Raw genomic sequence first — 18,123 nt, 5'->3', positions numbered from 1 at the left:
TTCATACTATAATAAAGAAAATCATAGAATAGATTATCGTAAAGGGGGGGAATAGAATGGATATGGACGATCTGCTGATGCGTTTCAAAGATAGAACGCCTAAAGTGTTAGGAAGTGAAACATTTTCTGAATATGCTATTCTACTTCCTTTAATCGAAGTGAAAGGTGAGATTCATGTTCTCTTTGAAGTCCGTTCATTGAATATGCGGAGACAACCGGGGGAAATCTGCTTTCCGGGTGGGAAGATCGACCGGAGTGACTCTGATGAAAGGGCAGCTGCTTTAAGGGAGACGTCAGAGGAATTGGGCATACAAGAACATTCCATCTCGGATATTTATCCTCTCGATTATATCGTCTCCCCATTTGGGACAATCATCTACCCTTTTGTAGGGAAGCTGAATATATCATTGGAAGAGCTCCGCCCGAATTCTGCAGAGGTGGAAGAGATTTTTACAACCCCGCTCTCTTACATGCGTGAAAAAGAACCGGAATTGTATAATATCAAATTTAAAATGGAACCGGAGGAGAGCTTCCCATACAAACAAATTCCAGGTGGGGAAAACTACGACTGGCAGGCAAGAAACATGAAAGAGCATTTCTACTACTATCAAGACAAAGTCATCTGGGGCCTCACCGCCCGCGTCCTCCATCACTTTATAAAACTTATATCATAGTACTTTATAGTCATGTAAAACAAAAAAAGATCAAAAGAAATTCTACATTTACCTGTACAGATTGACATACGTTTCGTTTTCATACTTTTTTCGATAGGGCAATCTGTCGGAGAAAGTATTTTTGTATGTCAATATGTAGCAAATTGAATGGTTTGTAAATGGTTAGGAGGAGGTAAAGAGAAGTAACAGAAAGACGATAGAAAAAGGAGAGGGGAATCATTATGATCATTCGTGCTAAATGCTGGAGGATGTTAAGCGTACAGGAAAAATTGTTTATTTTGAAGGCCGTATGTAATAAGCATCTCAAAAAGTAGTATTCGGATAATATAACCGATTTGTACATGCCACAGCTTCTTGTCTTAGGTCCACTTACAATGGTGGTACGATCAAATCAGGAATGTAAGGTTTGCAAATGAAGAGTGACGTAAAGCAATCCCACCCCATGTGATGATGGAAATTACATGGAGGCCGTTGATCCAGCCACCTTCCTATTCTTTTTCTGGAAATATGCCCTTACCCAGTGAACTTGTGATCCCCAAAATAATCCTTCCAACCCGGATCATTCTAATCTTTCAATCGTCCCATTTTTTAAAATGCTTCTTACCAAAAGACCAATAAAATGTTTCTGGCGTATTTTATTGGTCTTTTGGTAAGATATATAGTGCACATACATATAAGGGGGACAACTAGTGAAAGCGTTACTTACAGTCATGATCGCTGGTCTATTTTTTACTATCCTTTTAAGCGGATGCAATCGGAATGCAGCCGACATGGTCGTCAATGGTAGTGTAACGGTAAATGAAGAAGCTGAAACACTTACATTTTCCGGAGTATTAACGGATGAAGATTTAGAACCGGATACTCCTTTTCTTGCCCGTTTTTTCCTGCAGGGCAAAACGATCAAAAATGCACTGGGAACCGACTTGATCTATACGGATGAAGAACTGAAGAGCCGTAAAGAGGGAGAGGCTTCTAAAGAGTATAAAGTAGAAAAAACAGTAGAAATAAAAAAGATTGAAGAGATCGATAAGATCATACGCGAAATTAAAAACGAAGATAAAAAATCTGTCACCATCGAAATCGTAAATGACAATGGCCGCATTGATGATAAGGTTCTTCATGAGATTAAAAAGGAGTAGGGTCGTTAAATCAACCCTGCTCCTTTTCTATGTATGACGGCTTATTTAGGATTCACTGGTCTTTTTAATGCATAAAGATCGTCTTCAAGTAGAAGCATTTTATCCATCAATACGTCTTTGGAATCCATCACTCCTTTATTATATAAGAAGGGACCGATTTCTTTCATGAAGAAGTCAAACCAATTTTCAGCTCCTAAATCCCCGATTTCATCCCCTGTTTGTTCATAGTAAAAGCTCTGTATCCTCCCAATCATTTCATCCTTTTGTTCTTTAGGTATCTTTGTAAACATCATGAGTACCCCTCCAGTTTTGTTTCTTCCATCCTAACATAAGAGGTCCTGCCAGGGAGAGGTATAAAGAAATTCATCGGTCAAGGAATTGTGGATTCTTTTCTAAAAATAAAGGGAATTTCCAGACAGTAGCCAATATAGTAAGAGAAGACCATGAGGGGGACTTATAATGGAAATGAACTCAATCTATTTAATCAAAGAAAAAAACGGGATGAAAAAGGACTTTTCGCTCCTTCTTTCCATGATGGACTATGCCAGATTGACCTCCATTCAAGAAGTGGAAAATTTGCCGGTTGAAATGCTTGATTACCGTTGTCATGATGAAGCGAATTCCATTGGGATGTTGCTTGCTCATTTTGACGCTGTAGAAAAGATTTATCAGGCATTGACATTTGAACAATTGACTGATGATGAAATAGAAGCATATGCGACGGAATTGGAACCGGCATTAAGTTTAGGGAGCAAGGCAGCCGAGAATATAAAAGGAAATTCTGTGGAGTACTACCTGGAAAACCTTCAACTCACAAGAAAGCATACTATCGATCAATTTAAAAAATTGGACGAAGAATGGCTATATGAAGAAACAGAATGGTGGTACGGGGAAAAAGGTAATAATTTCTTTAAATGGTTTCATGTTTTTGAAGATGAAATCAATCATAGGGGTCAAATAAGAATGATCAAAAAGTTATATGCAAAAGAAAATCAACCCACTGTATTAGAGTAGGTTAGACTATGTTTTTTACAATTAGACCCATTCCTGCCTTGAGTTTTGAAGGGGAATCTGTTATAGTAAAGATAATTATTTTTGTTCAAGATTAATATACATGAATGAAAAACATTCGTCTTGAATTTTATTAATCAGAGCAGGAATATAAATATTTTTACGTGCAACTGCACTAGGAGGTACATGTTTTATGTTACAAGGTAAAGTTAAATGGTTTAACGCTGAAAAAGGTTTCGGTTTCATCGAAGTTGAAGGTCAAGACGATGTTTTTGTTCACTTCTCCGCTATCCAAGGTGAAGGATACAAATCATTAGAAGAAGGTCAAGACGTTACATTTGAAATCGTTGAAGGCGCTCGTGGACCACAAGCGGCAAACGTTCAAAAGTAATTCAACCGTATAATTTCAAGCAGGGTACGTCAGCTGACGTACCCTGCTTTTTTGCTCTATATAAGAGTCGATGTGGACAATCAGGTAAAAAGTTCTATAATGAAATAGATGTTATAACATTGTTTATGGAGGATGATCGTGTTGGTGGCAAAAGAAAGTAATATGAAACTGGCACTTGCCGGCTTATTGTTAGGGATACTCATGTCAGCCATGGATAACACCATCGTAGCAACGGCATTGGGATCCATCGTTTCAGATCTTGGTGGACTGGACAAGTTTGTATGGGTCACAAGCGCATACATGGTAGCAGTCATGGCCGGGATGCCGATTTTTGGTAAGCTGTCTGACATGTATGGTAGAAAGAGATTTTACATATTCGGTCTCTCCATTTTCTTAATTGGTTCTGCACTGTGTGGAATAGCACAGGATATCGTTCAGTTAAGTATATTCCGGGCCATCCAAGGAATCGGTGGTGGAGCTTTGCTGCCAATCGCCTTTACCATTGTGTTTGATTTATTCCCACCTGAAAATCGAGGAAAGATGACAGGACTACTGGGTGCAGTATTTGGATCCGCTTCAGTATTCGGGCCATTGATTGGGGCATTTTTAACGGATCACTTAAGTTGGCATTGGATCTTCTACGTCAATGTACCAATTGGTCTCCTATCGCTCTTCTTTATTACAACGGCTTATAAAGAATCCCCACAACGATCAGATCAGCGAATTGATTGGGGAGGGGCGATAACTCTTGTTATAGCGGTTGTCAGTCTCATGTTTGCCCTGGAATTCGGCGGAAAGGAGTTCCCTTGGGCATCGTGGCAAATCATTGGATTGTTTGCATCCTTCTTTATCTTCTTTATCAGTTTCTTATGGATCGAACGAAAAGCATCTGAACCGATTATTTCATTTTGGATGTTCAAAAGTCCATTGTTTGCGTCAGCGCAGGCCCTCGCTTTTCTGTATGGGGCTGCGTTCATTATCTTGACCATATTGATCCCGATCTTTGTTCAAGCTGTATATGGTGGATCTGCAACTAACGCCGGATTGATTTTGACTCCATTGATGCTCGGTTCTGTAGCAGGCAGTGCCGTGGCAGGCATCCGGATGACGAAAACAAGTTATCGTAATATCATGTGGGTTTCCATCATTTCCTTTATCGCAGGCATGGTGTTACTCGCGACGATGGGGCCAGATACGAATAGATGGTTGTTGACGCTCTATATGATCATAAGTGGTTTTGGTGTAGGTTTTTCATTTTCATTACTGCCTAATGCAACGATCCATAAGCTTGATCCGCGTTTTAGAGGGTCTGCCAACTCGACGAACGCCTTTTTCCGTTCACTGGGGATGACCATCGGGATAACCGTCTATGGAACGCTGCAAACAAAACTCTTTGCCTCTAATCTTGAAAATGCCTTCAAGAGACATGAAGAAGGAGGGGGCTTCCAGGGTGATCCAAGGAGTATTTTTGAACCTGAAATGCGTGAAAAGATTCCGAATTTTGTTCTTACTAAAATCACTAACGCTATGTCTGATTCCATTACAACCACTTTTGCCTATGCATTGATCCCTCTTGGGATTGCATTAGTGTTTGTGTTCCTTATGGGAAAATCAAGACTTGAGGTTTCAACTGATTTGTCTTCTGAGAAAATGAAGGAATAGAAAAAATGCCCATTCTTACCTGTTCAAATTTTTACATATCGGGTACAGATAGGGAATGAACCTGTGCATTGGAGTGTTTAGTTTGTGGAAAAATGCTAAGAAATTTTTTATTTTTATAGGGGTATTCCTGGGGATAAGTCTCTTATTGAGTATTATTACAGGTCTGATTATCACCTATATGTACGATGGTACCGGTTATAAGGGTTCTCCAGTGATCGGAACCATGATAAATGGAGCTTCAGCTGTAATTGCCGTATTGGTCGCATACAAACCGTTCAAAAAGAGCGGTGCACATAAAAGGTAGCAAATCACTTTTTGCTCCATGAATAGAACGAATGATGAACCTTCCCGGAGATTTCGGGGAGGCTTTTTAATGGCAATAATTATTATTAAATGTATCCATACATAATGAAAGAGACCAGTCGCTGACTGGTCTCCTTTTAAGTATCGGTATTTATTACTATGTTAGATTATTTATTTTGTTGGTTTTGTTGGTTTTGTTGTTTAGCAGCTTTTTTCGCTCTTTCAGCAGCGTTTTGCTCTTGAGCAAATTCTGCTTCATTTTTTTGTTGCTGTTGCTTGTTGTTGTTATTGTTCGTCATCATGATCACCTCCCTCTACATTAATTTGCCCGGATATGAAAAAAAAATACTCAAAATATTACTTTTTTAAAATTCTTGGTAAAATAGAGATACCAAATAGAGAGTGGGGAACGTACATGAAACAAATTATTGCAATGGGTGGTGGAGGTTTCTCAATGGAACCTGATAACCTGTTATTGGATCAGTACATAATAAATCAGTCAAGGGCATCCCAGCCAAAGGTGTGTTTCCTTCCGACAGCCAGCGGGGATGCAGAAGGTTATATCGAACGTTTTTACAAAGCTTTTACATCCCTTTCGAGTGAACCTTCTCATCTATCTTTATTCAAGCCCTCTACCAGGGATTTAGAAGGGTTCCTGCTTGAAAAAGACATTATTTATGTAGGAGGGGGCAATACGAAGAGCATGCTTGCCTTATGGAAAGAGTGGGGGATTGACGCGATTCTAAGGAAGGCGTGGAAATCAGGAACCATTCTCGCAGGATTGAGTGCAGGCTCGATTTGCTGGTTCGAAGAAGGAACCACCGATTCATACGGAGATGGACTAGAGACCATTAAGGGACTGGGTCTGATAGAAGGCAGTCACTCCCCTCATTATGACGGAGAAGTAAACCGTCGTCCCCTGTATCATTCTTTTATTGAGAGTGGGGAATTGAAGACAGGCTTTGCGGCTGATGATGGAACAGCTTTGCATTTTATTGAAAGAGGACTTGCCAAAGTCGTGAGTTCAAGACCACATGCATCAGCCTACCGGGTAGAGAAAAAAGATGGCGTGATTGAAGAATACAGAATCCCGACGAACTATTTGGGAAATTCGATGTGATTGCTAAGAAAACTGCATAATCCGGTGACCCTTTTCATAGGGATAGTGATGAGTCTTTTTTTCAGGGAGGAGAATCATCATGAATGAGGATAAACGCAACATGGCCGGTGATTTAGTAAAGAACACATCGAAGCAGGCAAGTGAACTCCTGAACAAAACAGCAGATACAGCAAATGGGATCATCAAGAGTGTGAGCGGTGAAGGTGGGTTGGTGGGGAAAGTGACGGATACATCGGCAGACTTTGTGAAAAACGTAAGCAACACAGGAAATAAGGTGGTCGGGAAAACTGTTGATACAGCAAGTAAAGCCGTAAAAGGTGCATCCAATAAATTATTTAAAAAGAAATGAGGCATTGACAGAAGCAATCTCCTGTATGAGAGATTGCTTCTTTTTATTTGATTCAGAACTCAGAATGAATGCTATGATAAAATAAATCATGGATGTAAATAATGAAGGGGAGTGAAACAATGGTTCAGTTTCGAAAAATTCCAGCTGCAGATACGTATTCGATAAGACAACAAATTTTACGACCCACACAAACAATGGAAGAATGCAAGTATGAAGGAGATATGGATGAATCCACCTTCCACATCGGTGCACTGGATGGGGATAAGCTGATCTGTATAGGGTCCTTCTATCAAAAAGCGCATGAGGGATTGGAAGGGGGGCTGCCTTATCGTTTAAGGGGTATGGCGACTCTTCCTGATTATAGATCAAAGGGAATTGGAAAACAGCTCATTCAATACAGTGAAGGTATCCTTACAAGCGAAGGCTGCGATTTATGGTGGTGTAATGCCAGGACTTCAGCTGCCCCATACTATACAAAATTGGGACTGACACAGTCAGGTGGTATTTTTGAAATAGAACCTATAGGTCCTCATGTGATTATGTTCAAAAAAATGTAAGAACGGTATAACCTTCTACTAAAAAACAACCGGGCAATGGCCCGGTTGTCTCCAGCGTTCACTCCTGTATGGAAGATCTTCTCAGTTTTATGAACTTCACTAAATTCAATACAATCGTTTTCGATACTGCGTAGGTGGGTACGGCTAAGATCATACCGAGTATTCCAGCTAAGTTACCTGCAACAAGTAATAATATGATGATCGTCGCAGGGTGGGTATCCAATCGTTTACCTAAAATGAGGGGGGAAAGAAGATTCCCTTCAATTTGCTGTGCAATCGTGACCACCACTACGACAAGTATCGCCTTTGTCGGTGAGTCAAACAACGCGACGATGATGGCCGGTGCTGCGCCGATGAACGGTCCGATAAACGGGATGATGTTTGTGACGGCTCCTATCAGTGCCATCACAAGTGCATAAGGCAACCCAATGATCAGATAACCGATGAAGGTAAGTGTCCCGACAAATGAAGCGACTGTCAATTGCCCCTGTATGTACGCGGCAAGTGTTTCACTCGTATCCTTCAATGTGTTGATTCCTTCCTCACGGTATGCAGGCGGCAAAAATTTCGAAATGGCCTTCGGGAATTTATGACCGTCCTTAAACATGAAGAATAGCAGAAAAGGTACGGTCACAATGAGAATGGTGATGCTTGTCAACACACTCAATAATCCCTTCAAGGCAGTAGTGATATTATCAGGCAAGGTATTGGCGAAATCCACGAGCTGATTCTCGATATCTTTCAGGGATACATAATCCTGATTCATCATCCATTTAAACTGCTCTGTTTCAGACAAGTATTCAATGAAGTTCCTTGTTTGCTTTGCATACTCAGGCAGGGCGTTGAATAACGCAGTCACCTGATTGGTAATGACAGGTGCGATATTCCCGATGATCAACACCAACGCCCCGATGATCGCAGCATAAAGTACGATGATGGCAATCGTCCTCGGCAGCCTTGCTTTCACCAGAAGATTGACTAAGGGATTCAGTAAAAAATATAGAAACCCTGAAATGATGATCGGGAAAAATAGAGTAGATGCAAAAACGACAATGGGTTCAAATAGAAAGGAAATCTTTGTTGATACATAAATAATGGTAAGAATGATAAGTATTTGTAAGCTCCACGAATACATTTTTTTCTTGGTCAACCTGTTCACCTCTGCTTATCGACTAGTTTATCTGATTAAGTATATCAAAAATGGGAGGGGAATCCCTACTAATATCTGAGTTAACCGAGAATTATTTTTGAGGAAGAGCATATAAGGCACAATGAATCCATCATAGCACTGCCTATAAAAATGCATAATGGCACCATCTTTGGGGAGCATAGTAAAAAAATGATTCTGACTGAAGGTGCAAATATGAGTTCCTTTAACAATAAGAATAGAAGAAAGCCGAAGCAGCTCCTTTCAGTAAAAGAAGAAGTTGTCATTGAAGCCCTAACAATGGACGAGAAGGTGTACTATTTTCAGGAAGGTCTTTTTCACACGGATGACCTGAAAATAAGAAACTTGACCTTTAATGAAAAAAGAATGACCATCCTTTTTTTAGATTCTGTCATTGATAATAGAAGCCTACAGACATATATCATCCAGCCCCTCCTAGAAAAAGAGGGCGGAACGATTCAAGATTCCGTAAGCAGTAATAGTGTGAAAGAAACGATTCATTTAGAAGAGGCATTAAGTTCTATGGTGGATGGACACTGTATCATCTTACAGGAAGATAGTGAATGGATTACGTTCATAAGTATGCCAAAGATTCCTTCCAACCGGAATGAGCCGATTAATGAGAAGGTGATCAGGGGATCACATCAGGGGTTCAGTGAAAATATTTCGGAAAATATCCACCTTATCCGTGAAAGAATCTCGAGTCCGAAGTTGACTGTGAAACATTCGAGTGTAGGGGAGACGACAAGAACGAAGTATTCACTTGTTTATTTATCCGATCTGACGAATATGGAGATAGTGAACACCATAGAGCATCGAATCAGCTATATTGAGAGCGATTCGATACAATCACCCGGGTATTTTGAAGAATTTCTGGAAGATAATTCTTTTTCCCCATTTCCACAGTTTTTGAATACGGAACGTCCGGACCGTGTGGTGGGAAACCTTATGGAGGGAAGAGTGGCCATGGTGATGGAAGGAAGTCCGACTGTGCTTATTTTTCCTGTGAACTTTTTCAGCTTTTTTCAAACAACGGAGGATTATAATAATCGCGCATTCATTGGGTCCTTTATTCGTTTCATCAGGTTGATCAGCTTTATTGCCACCCTTTGTTTACCGGCTTTTTATATCGCCGTCATTTCCTATAATTATGAGATCATCCCTGTTGAAATTATCTTTTCGATAAAAAGCTCACTTGAATACGTGCCGTTTCCACCATTGATTGAGGCGGCGATCATGCAGCTTACATTGGAATTGCTGCGTGAGGCAGCGATACGGCTTCCCAATCCGATTGCCCAAACCATCGGGGTTGTAGGAGGTCTGGTCATTGGGACGGCTGTTGTAGAAGCCAACCTGGTTTCTAATACGATGGTTATTGTCGTGGCGATCACAGCGATTTCTTCTTTTGTCATTCCTTCAAATGAGTTGAGCACTTCTGTGAGGATATTGGGATTCCCTCTTATGGTAGCTGCAGCACTATTCGGCGTGCTTGGAATTGTCATCGGACTGATGCTCCTCTTAATCCACATGTCCAATCTGAAGTCGGTGGGCCATCATTATTTATACCCGGTAGCCCCTCTTGATGTTAACGGACTGAAAGATACGTTTATTCGGCTTCCTGTATGGCTGATGAAAAAGCGGCCAAAGGATTTACGGTCACTATACAGATGGAAAACGTCGGATTCCCGGGGATGGAAAAAAAATGAAGATGCAGACTAACCTCACTTCCATCCAATTAATATTCTTTATTATTCAAACCCAAATCGGAGTAGGGATTCTCGGACTTCCATTCAGCGTATTTTCTGTTTCGAAGGCAGATGCGTGGATCTCTGTATTGCTTGCCGGTTTCATTGTACAGATCCTCATCGTACTCTTCTGGGTATTGGGGAGAAGATTTCCTAAGAAATCCCTTTTTCAGTATTCCCGACAACTTTTGGGTAAAGTTGCAGGATCGATGGTGAATATTTCTTTTATTATTTATGGGGTTCTGGTCACGGCGTTAATATTGATGTACTCGACCGCTATCATAAATACGTGGGTGCTTCCCCTTACACCAAAATGGATCGTCACGTTTTTATTGATTTTTACTGGAATTTACCTGGGGAAGGAAAAGGTTGCTGCAATTAGCGATGTATATGTAGTGGTATCGAGTCTAATCTTTTTTCTTCTCCTGATTTCTGTGGTGGTGTTGGCCACTTATCCCGTCGAATGGAGATATCTATTACCAATCGGGCAATCCGGTGGTATGCAGATTTTAAAGGGAGCAAAAGAAGCATACTTTTCAATGTTAGGGTTTGAATTGCTGCTATTTCTGTTTCCGTATTTTCAACACAATGGTGAACGTTCTGTCTTGTATTCAGCATTGATTGCGAACCTGTTTGTGACACTGACTTATACGTTTCTCACCATCGTCAGCCTTATTACCTTCAGTCCTGAAGAAATAGTCATCGTTCCCCAACCGGTTCTTTACTTTGTAAAATCCCTTTATTTACAGATAGTTGAGAGGATTGATTTAGTATTCATGTCATTATGGGTCGTCAATGTCATCACCTCCCTGACAAGTTATCTTTTTTTATCTACAGAAGGGAGTATTCATACGTTCAAGTGGTTTAAACGTAAACGGTACATTTATACTATGTTATTTGGAATGATGGCGTATGTCATTGCATTAATTCCAGGTAAAGAAGGAGAAATGGAGATCTATAATAAAATGGTGATCAATCTTTCGTATCTCTATATTTTGGTGATACCTGTTTCGTTATTAAGCATTTCATATCTTTTCAAGAAAGCAGAAAGAGGGGAAGACGCATGAAAAAACAATGGATCATCATCAGCATTCTTATTGTTATGCTCCCTTTCTTAACTGGCTGTTGGGATCAGCGGTTGCTTCGAAATGGAAGGCTTGTTTTTTCTTCTTCTTTTGATTTGTTGGATGATGAAACGATCCGATCCACTGCGATCATCCGGGATTTCAAGAATGGAACCCCTACAAATACAATGGTCCAGGGCGAAGGGAAGACCATACGTGAAACACGGATGGTAATGGACAGAAAGATTTCCGGGGCATTTGAGCCGTCGAAAAACCGGATATTTTTATTAGGGGAAGAACTAGCCAAAAAGGATATTTATAAGTTTTTGGATATTTTTTACCGTGATCCAAATAGTTCGATTTCAGCAAAACTTGCCGTGGTGGAAGGGGATGGAGAAGACATCCTCTCTAAATTGAGTGAAAAAAACGTGCTGATCTCAGAGTTTTTGATTGAATTACTCACGAGTGCTGAGTCCGCCACGGGCGTTCCGAAACAGAATTTACAAACGGTCTGCACATTTATGTTCGATGAAGGAAAGGACTTTGCCCTGCCTCTCTTAAAATTAAAGGATGGCGAGGTCATATTAGACGGTACGGGTATTTTTCATAAGAATTCATTATCTGGTGTTTTAACGTTTAAGGAATCATCATTATTCCTGATCATGAACAACAAAAGGGCAAAGCTTGCCCGTTTTATATCCAAAATTGATAATGATAAACGTCTGAACGTGGATAATTATATTACCTATAATGTTAGAGAATCCAAGGCAAAGCTCAAAATCATTTCAGATGCACCGGATAATATAAAGGTGGGGATTGACGTGGCCATGGAAGTATCAATCGTCGAATTCCCCCAGGATAAATTAACCGATAAGAAGAAATTAAAGAAACTCAATGATGAGATTTCAAAGAAATTAACAGAAGATGCAGAAGAGATGATTGAGAAGATTCAATTGGCAAACTCAGATTTATTCGGAATTGGCAGGGAGCTGATGGCGTTCCATCCCAAAACGTGGGAAAAAATAAATTGGGATGAAGCTTATCCTGAAATCACAATCGTACCAACCATAAAAGTCGATATTATAGGGCACGGGATCATAAACTAAAGGTCCAGCACATTTAAGTACTGGACCAAGTTTCATGATCAAGAGACAATCTTTAAGCCGATGATGCTTCCAACAATACAGCAGATGAAAAAAAGCCTTTTTACATCCTTTGTTTCATTGAAAAAAATCATCCCCATGAGCACAGCACCTGCAGAACCGATGCCGGTCCAAATCCCATAGCCTGTGCTTACGGGAATATCCAGCAGGGATAGAGACAACAGGTAAAAGCTCATGGCTCCCGCTGTGAAACTGATCAAGGAAGGGACAAATCTTTTATATCCTTCTGAAAGCTTCATGAATGTCACCATGATCACTTCGGAGAACCCTGCAAAGATGAGAAACACCCAAGCCATCAGTAGCCACCCCCAGTATCTGTTTCTTCTTTATCACTCATCTTTAGTCCAATGACTCCAAAAATGAGTAAAGAGATGAATGCAATCTTCAATATACTCATCCCATCATTCAAGAACAGCATACCAACCACAGCCGTGCCTGCTGCACCGATACCCGTGAAGACGGCATATGCTGTCCCGATTGGCAGGAGTCTCATTGATTGAGAAAAAAAGTAAAAACTCACTAAAATGAGGAATGCCGTAATGATACTGGGCACCGGTTTTGTAAACCCTTCTGAAAGGGATAATCCGGTTGCCCAGCCAATTTCAAGAATTCCCCCAATAATCACATATAGCCAGCCCATGATGCTACTCTCCTTTTCGGCTTGATATTCCAAGTGCATAAACTTTCCAAGCCGATTCGATTCGTTGTTGAAATATTTTATCCGTGTAATAGTGATGCTCCAGAAAGACACCGTCAACCAGACATAAAAACGACGCCACAAATTCATCCTCCGTGACCCCTTGAAACATTTCTTGGTTAACGCCTTCCTTGTATACCGAGACTAAGATGGATGTGGTAACCTTTTCGAAGTGAATGAATTGCTCCTGTATTAAATCCTTAAACTGTTCAGGAGGAAAGAATGTTACCCTTTTCCACAGTAAAGCTTCTTTCGTTGTCATCAAACGGTGACAGAACAAATCGAAAAGCACCTTGATATTTTTAAGGGGTTCTTGATGATTCATGGTACCTTCCGCTTTTCTGTACGCTGTCACTTCTGATACAATCAAGTCCTCTATTACTTCGATAAAAAGATCCTCTTTACTGCGAAAATGATTATAAATAGAAGGTTTTTTAATTCCGACCTCCTTTGCGATTTCTGCTAAAGATGTATCTTCATAGCCCTTTTGACCAAATAAATCCAGAGCCACATTTTTTATCAGCCGCTTATTATCATTCACGATGATCCCTCTCCCTTAAACTAACTAACGGTCGTTAGTTTAATTATAAAACCCATTTCAGCAAAATGCAAGTAACAAAATGGTCACTCTTTAATAATACACTCGAATGATCACCCTATCCCATACATATAATCTTCTGTTGATTTTAAACGGGGGGAAGGGGATTCGCATGAAAATCTTATGGTGGAAAACGACGATTCTCAGTGTATTGGTTTTAACGCTGGTGTGTTTATTGATTTTGAAAATAGTGGTTAGTACGAAGGGTGACTGGGTAGTAATCGAAGAGAAGTACTTTCCCGCAAGAGATGGACACGGTCCGTTAGGAATCAAGACGGGGAAACAACTTAACCCCCCACAAAATGGTTCCTCATGTGCCATGAAATTTGATAATGGTCATACGTATTCAGTGGATTGCGAAGAATATCTTGATTACAACATCGGGGAGGAGGTCAGAATAGTCTCGATTGATAATAATGAGGTAAAACTAAGAAGGAAGTAATTGTGTTAGGATAAAACCATAATACTGAAAACAATTATGATAGGAATGATCATGCATATGACGAAAAGGGACCTTGTGCAATATTTTATTGTTAATAAAGATTTATCGATGTCGAAAGGGAAGACCGCTGCTCAAGTGGCACATGCCGCCACATTGAGTACATTGACGATGATGTCAAAGGATTCTCCTTTCCAAAACAGGCAGGCGGATTTTATAGAATGGGTGCAGACGGGCATGAAAAAAGTGGTTTTAAAGGGGAAAACAGCAGAACTGGAGAAGTTAGAGAAGAAAGGATATTTCAGCATACATGACAGTGGGTTAACTGAAATAAAAGAAGGGTCCTTGACTGTAACAGCACTACCTCCGATGGGAAAAGATGAAGCTAAGGAAATGGTCGGTCATTTGTCTCTATTAAAAGATTAGATCAACGTATGTCAATACATACCGTTATAAACCGTTGCCAATATCGCAAAAAAGCTGATCAGATGAGGTTCTGATCAGCTTTTCTATAGAGATAAGCGTTTATTTTAATGTATCTAGATACGCATAATATGCGGCTAGTTTTTCATTGTTGTTGGCAGCTTTACCGTTTCCCTTTAATGATTTACCTATTGCAAAGTATTCTTTATGAACAGGTAAGACATGAACGGTAACAGCTGGTCGACCTCTATGCCTGAAACCCTTAGGTACGTGAAGCATGGAAAAACGTTTCATAAGTTTGCCTCCTTTAAGGAGAGAGCCATTCTACCCATCTAGTACTATTTAAGTAGAATCTATGATTGTCTAACGATAACATATATGATTACTTGACTCAACTTTCTGATATTATATACAATTATCAGATCAAACTATTTGTAAAGTACCCCCATGAAGGAATGGATGGATTCGTATTTTATAGTGAAGATGATGGATCATCTTTCAGCGCATTCAGATTTTAACAACTTTGGGAGGTATTTATAAGTATGAATATAGACGAAGTACTAGAAGATACCATAGAACTTGGACAAGAAGATATCAATCGCCCCATCTATCGCGTCGACATCGATAAACTATTAGAAGTAACAAGTGATATATAAGAGGAGTTCCATATAGAGAAAATGAAGAAGGCAGGCCCTATAGAAGGGACTGCCTTTTTCATATTCCAAACTGATTTTGCCCGATGTTCAGTCGTGTCTTTTATGTTTATTAAGTAATTCCTTCATCATATTGATGATGGTTGCTTTCTCACTCTTATCGAATGTGCGGGTCCATCCAGATAGAAGGGTTTCCTCTTCAGTTGACAGGTCTCGTTGCAATCCATCTACGAAAATTTCTTTGATTTCGTCTGTTCCATATTTAGGGTTTATCGTTTCATGTCTCATCGATTTACCTCCTTGCTTCTTCTTCTTCCTTATTTTCCCCAAGTCAAATAATTCAAACATCTTAGTGCTTTCGAAGTGTTATGCGATGAAGGGTTTAAGGGAAGAATAAAGAAAAAAAGTATAGGAGATTCTTATGTCGCTCCCTCTCTTTATTACCGTATTGATCATGTTGATATACATTTCTCTCTTTATGAAGAAGAAACTAACATTTACTGCTAACTTCATTCAATTTATGGTGTTATCCATTATTTCCACTAATTATATTACCATTATGACGAATAACCTAGAATGGATGAACGCTTCCGTGGATGTCACTCAGTTCATCAGTCTGCTCATTAACCGGGAATGTATTTTACCTTTGGTGGGTGTGATCATGGTGAATGGGTACTTGAATTATAAAAAGAGAAGCGAAAAAATGCTTTGTTATATAAGTCTTTTGTTTTTTATCAGTGTATTGGACGTCCTTCACCTGTATTTTCAATCTCTATCCTATCCGGATTGGAGTCTTTTTAATACAGTCATCGTCAATGGGGTGTATTTAGTATTCTGTATATGGATGGGGAAGGGACTATACTATTTCCAGAAGAAGGAGGAGGGAAGGCATGGACAGGGTATATGAGAGATCCTTTGATTTGAATGAATGGTTCATCATCATTAGTCTGGTCAGTCTTCTTTTGTTGATATGGGTAACTCCAAAAATCTTCTCCTTCCTTGAAGGGACGAGTTATTTCATTTATGGAATATCCGTGGGCATGTTCTATGATCATACCATCAGCATCCCGCCATGGGACTTTTATGATGTAAACGATAGTTCTGCCTATCAGGGGATAGATTTTATCAGTTATATTATGTATGGACCCTATAGTTATTTTTTTATTTATATCTATCGTAAACTGAGAATTACGGGGATTATGAACCTTGCATACATATTGATCTGGACCGCGTTCTCCCTCTTAATGGAGTGGTTTACAGTGAAGATCGGAATCTTCCACTTTGACAAGGGATATAAGATGTATTGGTCCATCCCTATCTATATGGCAGTTCAAAGTATTCAACTTCTTGTACATCATCAAATAAGAAAAGAAAGCCAATAGTTTTCAAATAGAAAGAGGTTGGGACAAAAATGTTTAGTGAAAGAATATCCGAACGATCATTCGAAATTCTTTTTTGAAAATCGAAATCGTTCGGATTGATCGTTTTTGATTTAGTGAGTAGTGGTTGATTTCCGCTCCAGGTGCTCGCTTTCCGCGGGGCGTGAGTTGAGCCTCCTCGGGCTTTGCCCTGCGGGGTCTCAACTTTCCCGCGTTTCCCGCAGGAGTCGAGCACCTTCCGTTCCAATCAACTTCCGAAGCGTAAGTCTTTTACTAAACATTGTTATGTCGAGATTGCTTTCCATTGGATACACTAACTCACTAACTCTTTTTCTATGAGTTGCAGTGACTGATGACCGTTACTTATACAAATTCTCTTTCTAACCTAAGTGAATGACTCATTCTGCGCCGACACATCCCAAATGATCGAACATTCGAAAACTATAGTCTGTACATGAAATGGCCCTTATATTATTGCTAAAGCAGATTCAATGTATATATCAGGATCAGCTATTGATTGGAGTGCAAGACGAAGACTCCTACGGGAAAAGCGGAATAGGTGAGACCCCGCAGGAGCGAAAGCGACGAGGAGGCTCGCCTTCCGCCCGAGGAAAGCGAAGTCTTGCACGGAAATCAATAGCGTTGAAGCAAGCAAGCCCAACTAATTTTTGATTGTTCATCTTTAGAGGAAATGGATTTAGTTATGTCCCACCCACTTTTTTAGACGGAGAGGACCACTTCGTATTGAGTGAAGCCGATATCTTCCAGAGCTTTTTTCAGGCTTGCGCTTGTTTTCAGATCCTCAAAAGTAATGCCGAGGTTCCCCAGTGTATGAGCCACTTCTGGCCGGATACCGGTTAAGACGGATTGAACACCCATCATTTTTAGCGCATAGATGATTTGATAAATATTATGGGATACCATCGTGTCCATGATGGCAACACCGGAAATATCTATAAATAGATAGTCTAATTGAAGATCAGAGCTTTTTTTCAACGCCGTTTCCATGATGGCATTTGCTCTATCGGTATCAATTTCCCCGATAAGGGGCAGAATCGCAATCTTTTCTGCGATGGGTACAACCGGGGCCGAGAGTTCATCCATGGCAGTGTGGATGAGGGCGATCTGATCCTTTTGCTGAGTGCTGGATAATTCGTTTAACAGGTACGCAATTTCATCAAGAATGGGATTGATTTCTTTATTTACTTGAAGCATAAGGGAGGCTGAGATTTGATTATCCTTCAATTGATCAATGAATATATCCCAAATGGCAGTACGGAAACCTGATAGGGTTTTTAGGGCTTCATTGAGAGGTATTCCATTCTCAAGAGCCGCTTTCCCCACTTTATCAGTCCATTCCTTTACTCTTAATGATGATTCTACTTTGTCTTCGTACAAAGATTGTCCGAGGATTTCGATTAATTGCTTGCGCCATTCGGTGACTTGTTCCATCTTCAGTCCCGATAACGTAAGCTGATCAGAAAAATTCTGTTCCTGGTAGCGAATAACACCTTGAGCGATTTCGGATTTATGGGAAACAATTTGTTTCCCAAAATAAAATAATTCGTCTCTCATTTTCTTCAGCCAA

Annotated in this window: 25 protein-coding genes; 16 read left to right on the top strand and 9 right to left on the bottom strand. The window is 40.1% G+C overall.

Features of this window, described 5'->3' with window-relative positions:
* Positions 1-56: 56 nt before the first annotated feature.
* On the top strand, positions 57-674 hold the full coding sequence (locus tag AC0VXY_RS12330; protein WP_475525417.1) for an NUDIX hydrolase: 618 nt from the start codon (positions 57-59) through the stop codon (positions 672-674).
* A gap of 689 nt (positions 675-1,363) precedes the next feature.
* Positions 1,364-1,813: a hypothetical protein gene (locus AC0VXY_RS12325; RefSeq protein WP_475525416.1), complete on the top strand. Its 450-nt coding sequence runs from the start codon at positions 1,364-1,366 to the stop codon at positions 1,811-1,813.
* 41 nt (positions 1,814-1,854) lie between these two features.
* On the opposite strand, the gene AC0VXY_RS12320 is transcribed toward AC0VXY_RS12325, so the two are convergent.
* Complete coding sequence (locus AC0VXY_RS12320) at positions 1,855-2,106, bottom strand: DUF2164 domain-containing protein (RefSeq protein ID WP_397550298.1); 252 nt, start codon at positions 2,104-2,106, stop codon at positions 1,855-1,857.
* Positions 2,107-2,272: 166 nt separating this feature from the next.
* Here AC0VXY_RS12320 and AC0VXY_RS12315 point away from each other — a divergent pair, with 166 nt between their 5' ends.
* The 4 genes from AC0VXY_RS12315 to AC0VXY_RS12300 all read left to right on the top strand — a co-directional run bounded on the left by AC0VXY_RS12315 (position 2,273) and on the right by AC0VXY_RS12300 (position 5,181).
* A complete protein-coding gene (locus AC0VXY_RS12315; protein ID WP_475525415.1) occupies positions 2,273-2,827 on the top strand; it encodes a DinB family protein in 555 nt (184 codons plus the stop codon).
* 190 nt (positions 2,828-3,017) lie between these two features.
* Positions 3,018-3,215 (top strand): cold-shock protein CspD, encoded by a 198-nt coding sequence (gene cspD, locus AC0VXY_RS12310; RefSeq protein ID WP_032088076.1) that lies wholly within the window; start codon positions 3,018-3,020, stop codon positions 3,213-3,215.
* 141 nt (positions 3,216-3,356) lie between these two features.
* On the top strand, positions 3,357-4,877 hold the full coding sequence (locus AC0VXY_RS12305; RefSeq protein WP_435994493.1) for an MDR family MFS transporter: 1,521 nt from the start codon (positions 3,357-3,359) through the stop codon (positions 4,875-4,877).
* Positions 4,878-5,022: 145 nt separating this feature from the next.
* Positions 5,023-5,181, top strand: a complete 159-nt coding sequence (locus AC0VXY_RS12300) for a hypothetical protein (RefSeq protein ID WP_156029999.1) — start codon at positions 5,023-5,025, stop codon at positions 5,179-5,181.
* A gap of 166 nt (positions 5,182-5,347) precedes the next feature.
* On the opposite strand, the gene AC0VXY_RS12295 is transcribed toward AC0VXY_RS12300, so the two are convergent.
* Positions 5,348-5,482 (bottom strand): hypothetical protein, encoded by a 135-nt coding sequence (locus AC0VXY_RS12295; protein ID WP_435990470.1) that lies wholly within the window; start codon positions 5,480-5,482, stop codon positions 5,348-5,350.
* A 113-nt stretch (positions 5,483-5,595) separates the two neighbouring features.
* On the opposite strand from AC0VXY_RS12295, the gene AC0VXY_RS12290 reads away from it, so the two are divergent.
* The 3 genes from AC0VXY_RS12290 to AC0VXY_RS12280 all read left to right on the top strand — a co-directional run bounded on the left by AC0VXY_RS12290 (position 5,596) and on the right by AC0VXY_RS12280 (position 7,206).
* Positions 5,596-6,300, top strand: coding sequence for a Type 1 glutamine amidotransferase-like domain-containing protein (locus tag AC0VXY_RS12290; RefSeq protein ID WP_475525414.1), 705 nt, complete (start codon positions 5,596-5,598; stop codon positions 6,298-6,300).
* 79 nt (positions 6,301-6,379) lie between these two features.
* The gene (locus AC0VXY_RS12285) at positions 6,380-6,649 is read left to right on the top strand and encodes a hypothetical protein (RefSeq protein WP_475525413.1); all 270 of its coding nucleotides are present in this window, start codon (positions 6,380-6,382) and stop codon (positions 6,647-6,649) included.
* A 119-nt stretch (positions 6,650-6,768) separates the two neighbouring features.
* Positions 6,769-7,206 carry a GNAT family N-acetyltransferase gene (locus tag AC0VXY_RS12280; protein ID WP_475525412.1) on the top strand — a complete coding sequence of 146 codons (438 nt, stop codon included), beginning with the start codon at positions 6,769-6,771 and terminating at the stop codon, positions 7,204-7,206.
* Positions 7,207-7,264: 58 nt separating this feature from the next.
* Here AC0VXY_RS12280 and AC0VXY_RS12275 read toward each other — a convergent pair whose 3' ends face one another.
* On the bottom strand, positions 7,265-8,356 hold the full coding sequence (locus tag AC0VXY_RS12275) for an AI-2E family transporter (protein WP_435990474.1): 1,092 nt from the start codon (positions 8,354-8,356) through the stop codon (positions 7,265-7,267).
* 189 nt (positions 8,357-8,545) lie between these two features.
* Between AC0VXY_RS12275 and AC0VXY_RS12270 the strand changes: the two genes are divergently transcribed.
* From AC0VXY_RS12270 to AC0VXY_RS12260, 3 genes are read left to right on the top strand one after another with little or no spacing between them, the layout of a single operon-like run.
* Positions 8,546-10,093 carry a spore germination protein gene (locus AC0VXY_RS12270; protein ID WP_475525411.1) on the top strand — a complete coding sequence of 516 codons (1,548 nt, stop codon included), beginning with the start codon at positions 8,546-8,548 and terminating at the stop codon, positions 10,091-10,093.
* Positions 10,077-11,186, top strand: coding sequence for a GerAB/ArcD/ProY family transporter (locus tag AC0VXY_RS12265; protein ID WP_475525410.1), 1,110 nt, complete (start codon positions 10,077-10,079; stop codon positions 11,184-11,186). Before AC0VXY_RS12270 ends, AC0VXY_RS12265 begins: the two co-directional genes overlap by 17 nt.
* Positions 11,183-12,289 (top strand): Ger(x)C family spore germination protein, encoded by a 1,107-nt coding sequence (locus AC0VXY_RS12260; protein WP_475525409.1) that lies wholly within the window; start codon positions 11,183-11,185, stop codon positions 12,287-12,289. The genes AC0VXY_RS12265 and AC0VXY_RS12260 overlap by 4 nt, the downstream gene beginning before the upstream one ends.
* A 38-nt stretch (positions 12,290-12,327) precedes the next feature.
* Here AC0VXY_RS12260 and AC0VXY_RS12255 read toward each other — a convergent pair whose 3' ends face one another.
* Genes AC0VXY_RS12255 through AC0VXY_RS12245 form a run of 3 tightly spaced genes read right to left on the bottom strand, consistent with a single transcriptional unit; the run spans position 12,328 to position 13,584 of the window.
* Entirely contained in the window at positions 12,328-12,642 is a 315-nt protein-coding gene (locus AC0VXY_RS12255; protein ID WP_435990478.1) for a DMT family transporter, read from the bottom strand.
* A complete protein-coding gene (locus AC0VXY_RS12250) occupies positions 12,642-12,986 on the bottom strand; it encodes a DMT family transporter (RefSeq protein WP_435990479.1) in 345 nt (114 codons plus the stop codon). Before AC0VXY_RS12250 ends, AC0VXY_RS12255 begins: the two co-directional genes overlap by 1 nt.
* 4 nt (positions 12,987-12,990) lie before the next feature.
* Positions 12,991-13,584 (bottom strand): TetR/AcrR family transcriptional regulator, encoded by a 594-nt coding sequence (locus tag AC0VXY_RS12245; RefSeq protein ID WP_475525408.1) that lies wholly within the window; start codon positions 13,582-13,584, stop codon positions 12,991-12,993.
* A 169-nt stretch (positions 13,585-13,753) separates the two neighbouring features.
* Between AC0VXY_RS12245 and AC0VXY_RS12240 the strand changes: the two genes are divergently transcribed.
* Positions 13,754-14,083 (top strand): hypothetical protein, encoded by a 330-nt coding sequence (locus AC0VXY_RS12240; RefSeq protein WP_435990481.1) that lies wholly within the window; start codon positions 13,754-13,756, stop codon positions 14,081-14,083.
* A gap of 57 nt (positions 14,084-14,140) precedes the next feature.
* Positions 14,141-14,506 (top strand): aminoacyl-tRNA hydrolase, encoded by a 366-nt coding sequence (locus AC0VXY_RS12235; RefSeq protein WP_475525407.1) that lies wholly within the window; start codon positions 14,141-14,143, stop codon positions 14,504-14,506.
* Positions 14,507-14,605: 99 nt separating this feature from the next.
* Here the strand turns inward: AC0VXY_RS12235 and AC0VXY_RS12230 are convergent, their stop codons facing one another.
* Complete coding sequence (locus tag AC0VXY_RS12230; RefSeq protein WP_435990483.1) at positions 14,606-14,797, bottom strand: hypothetical protein; 192 nt, start codon at positions 14,795-14,797, stop codon at positions 14,606-14,608.
* Positions 14,798-15,246: 449 nt separating this feature from the next.
* A complete protein-coding gene (locus tag AC0VXY_RS12225; RefSeq protein WP_435990484.1) occupies positions 15,247-15,444 on the bottom strand; it encodes a hypothetical protein in 198 nt (65 codons plus the stop codon).
* Positions 15,445-15,577: 133 nt separating this feature from the next.
* Between AC0VXY_RS12225 and AC0VXY_RS12220 the strand changes: the two genes are divergently transcribed.
* Together AC0VXY_RS12220 and AC0VXY_RS12215 are read left to right on the top strand one after the other, a co-directional pair.
* On the top strand, positions 15,578-16,063 hold the full coding sequence (locus AC0VXY_RS12220; protein ID WP_475525406.1) for a hypothetical protein: 486 nt from the start codon (positions 15,578-15,580) through the stop codon (positions 16,061-16,063).
* Entirely contained in the window at positions 16,047-16,538 is a 492-nt protein-coding gene (locus AC0VXY_RS12215; RefSeq protein WP_475525405.1) for a hypothetical protein, read from the top strand. The genes AC0VXY_RS12220 and AC0VXY_RS12215 overlap by 17 nt, the downstream gene beginning before the upstream one ends.
* Positions 16,539-17,255: 717 nt before the next feature.
* Here AC0VXY_RS12215 and AC0VXY_RS12210 read toward each other — a convergent pair.
* Entirely contained in the window at positions 17,256-18,110 is an 855-nt protein-coding gene (locus AC0VXY_RS12210; RefSeq protein ID WP_475525404.1) for an STAS domain-containing protein, read from the bottom strand.
* Positions 18,111-18,123 lie beyond the last annotated feature (13 nt).

This window comes from Rossellomorea sp. QJM3NY_18, assembly GCF_056173145.1.
This window is presented reverse-complemented; position numbering and strand designations above follow the sequence as displayed.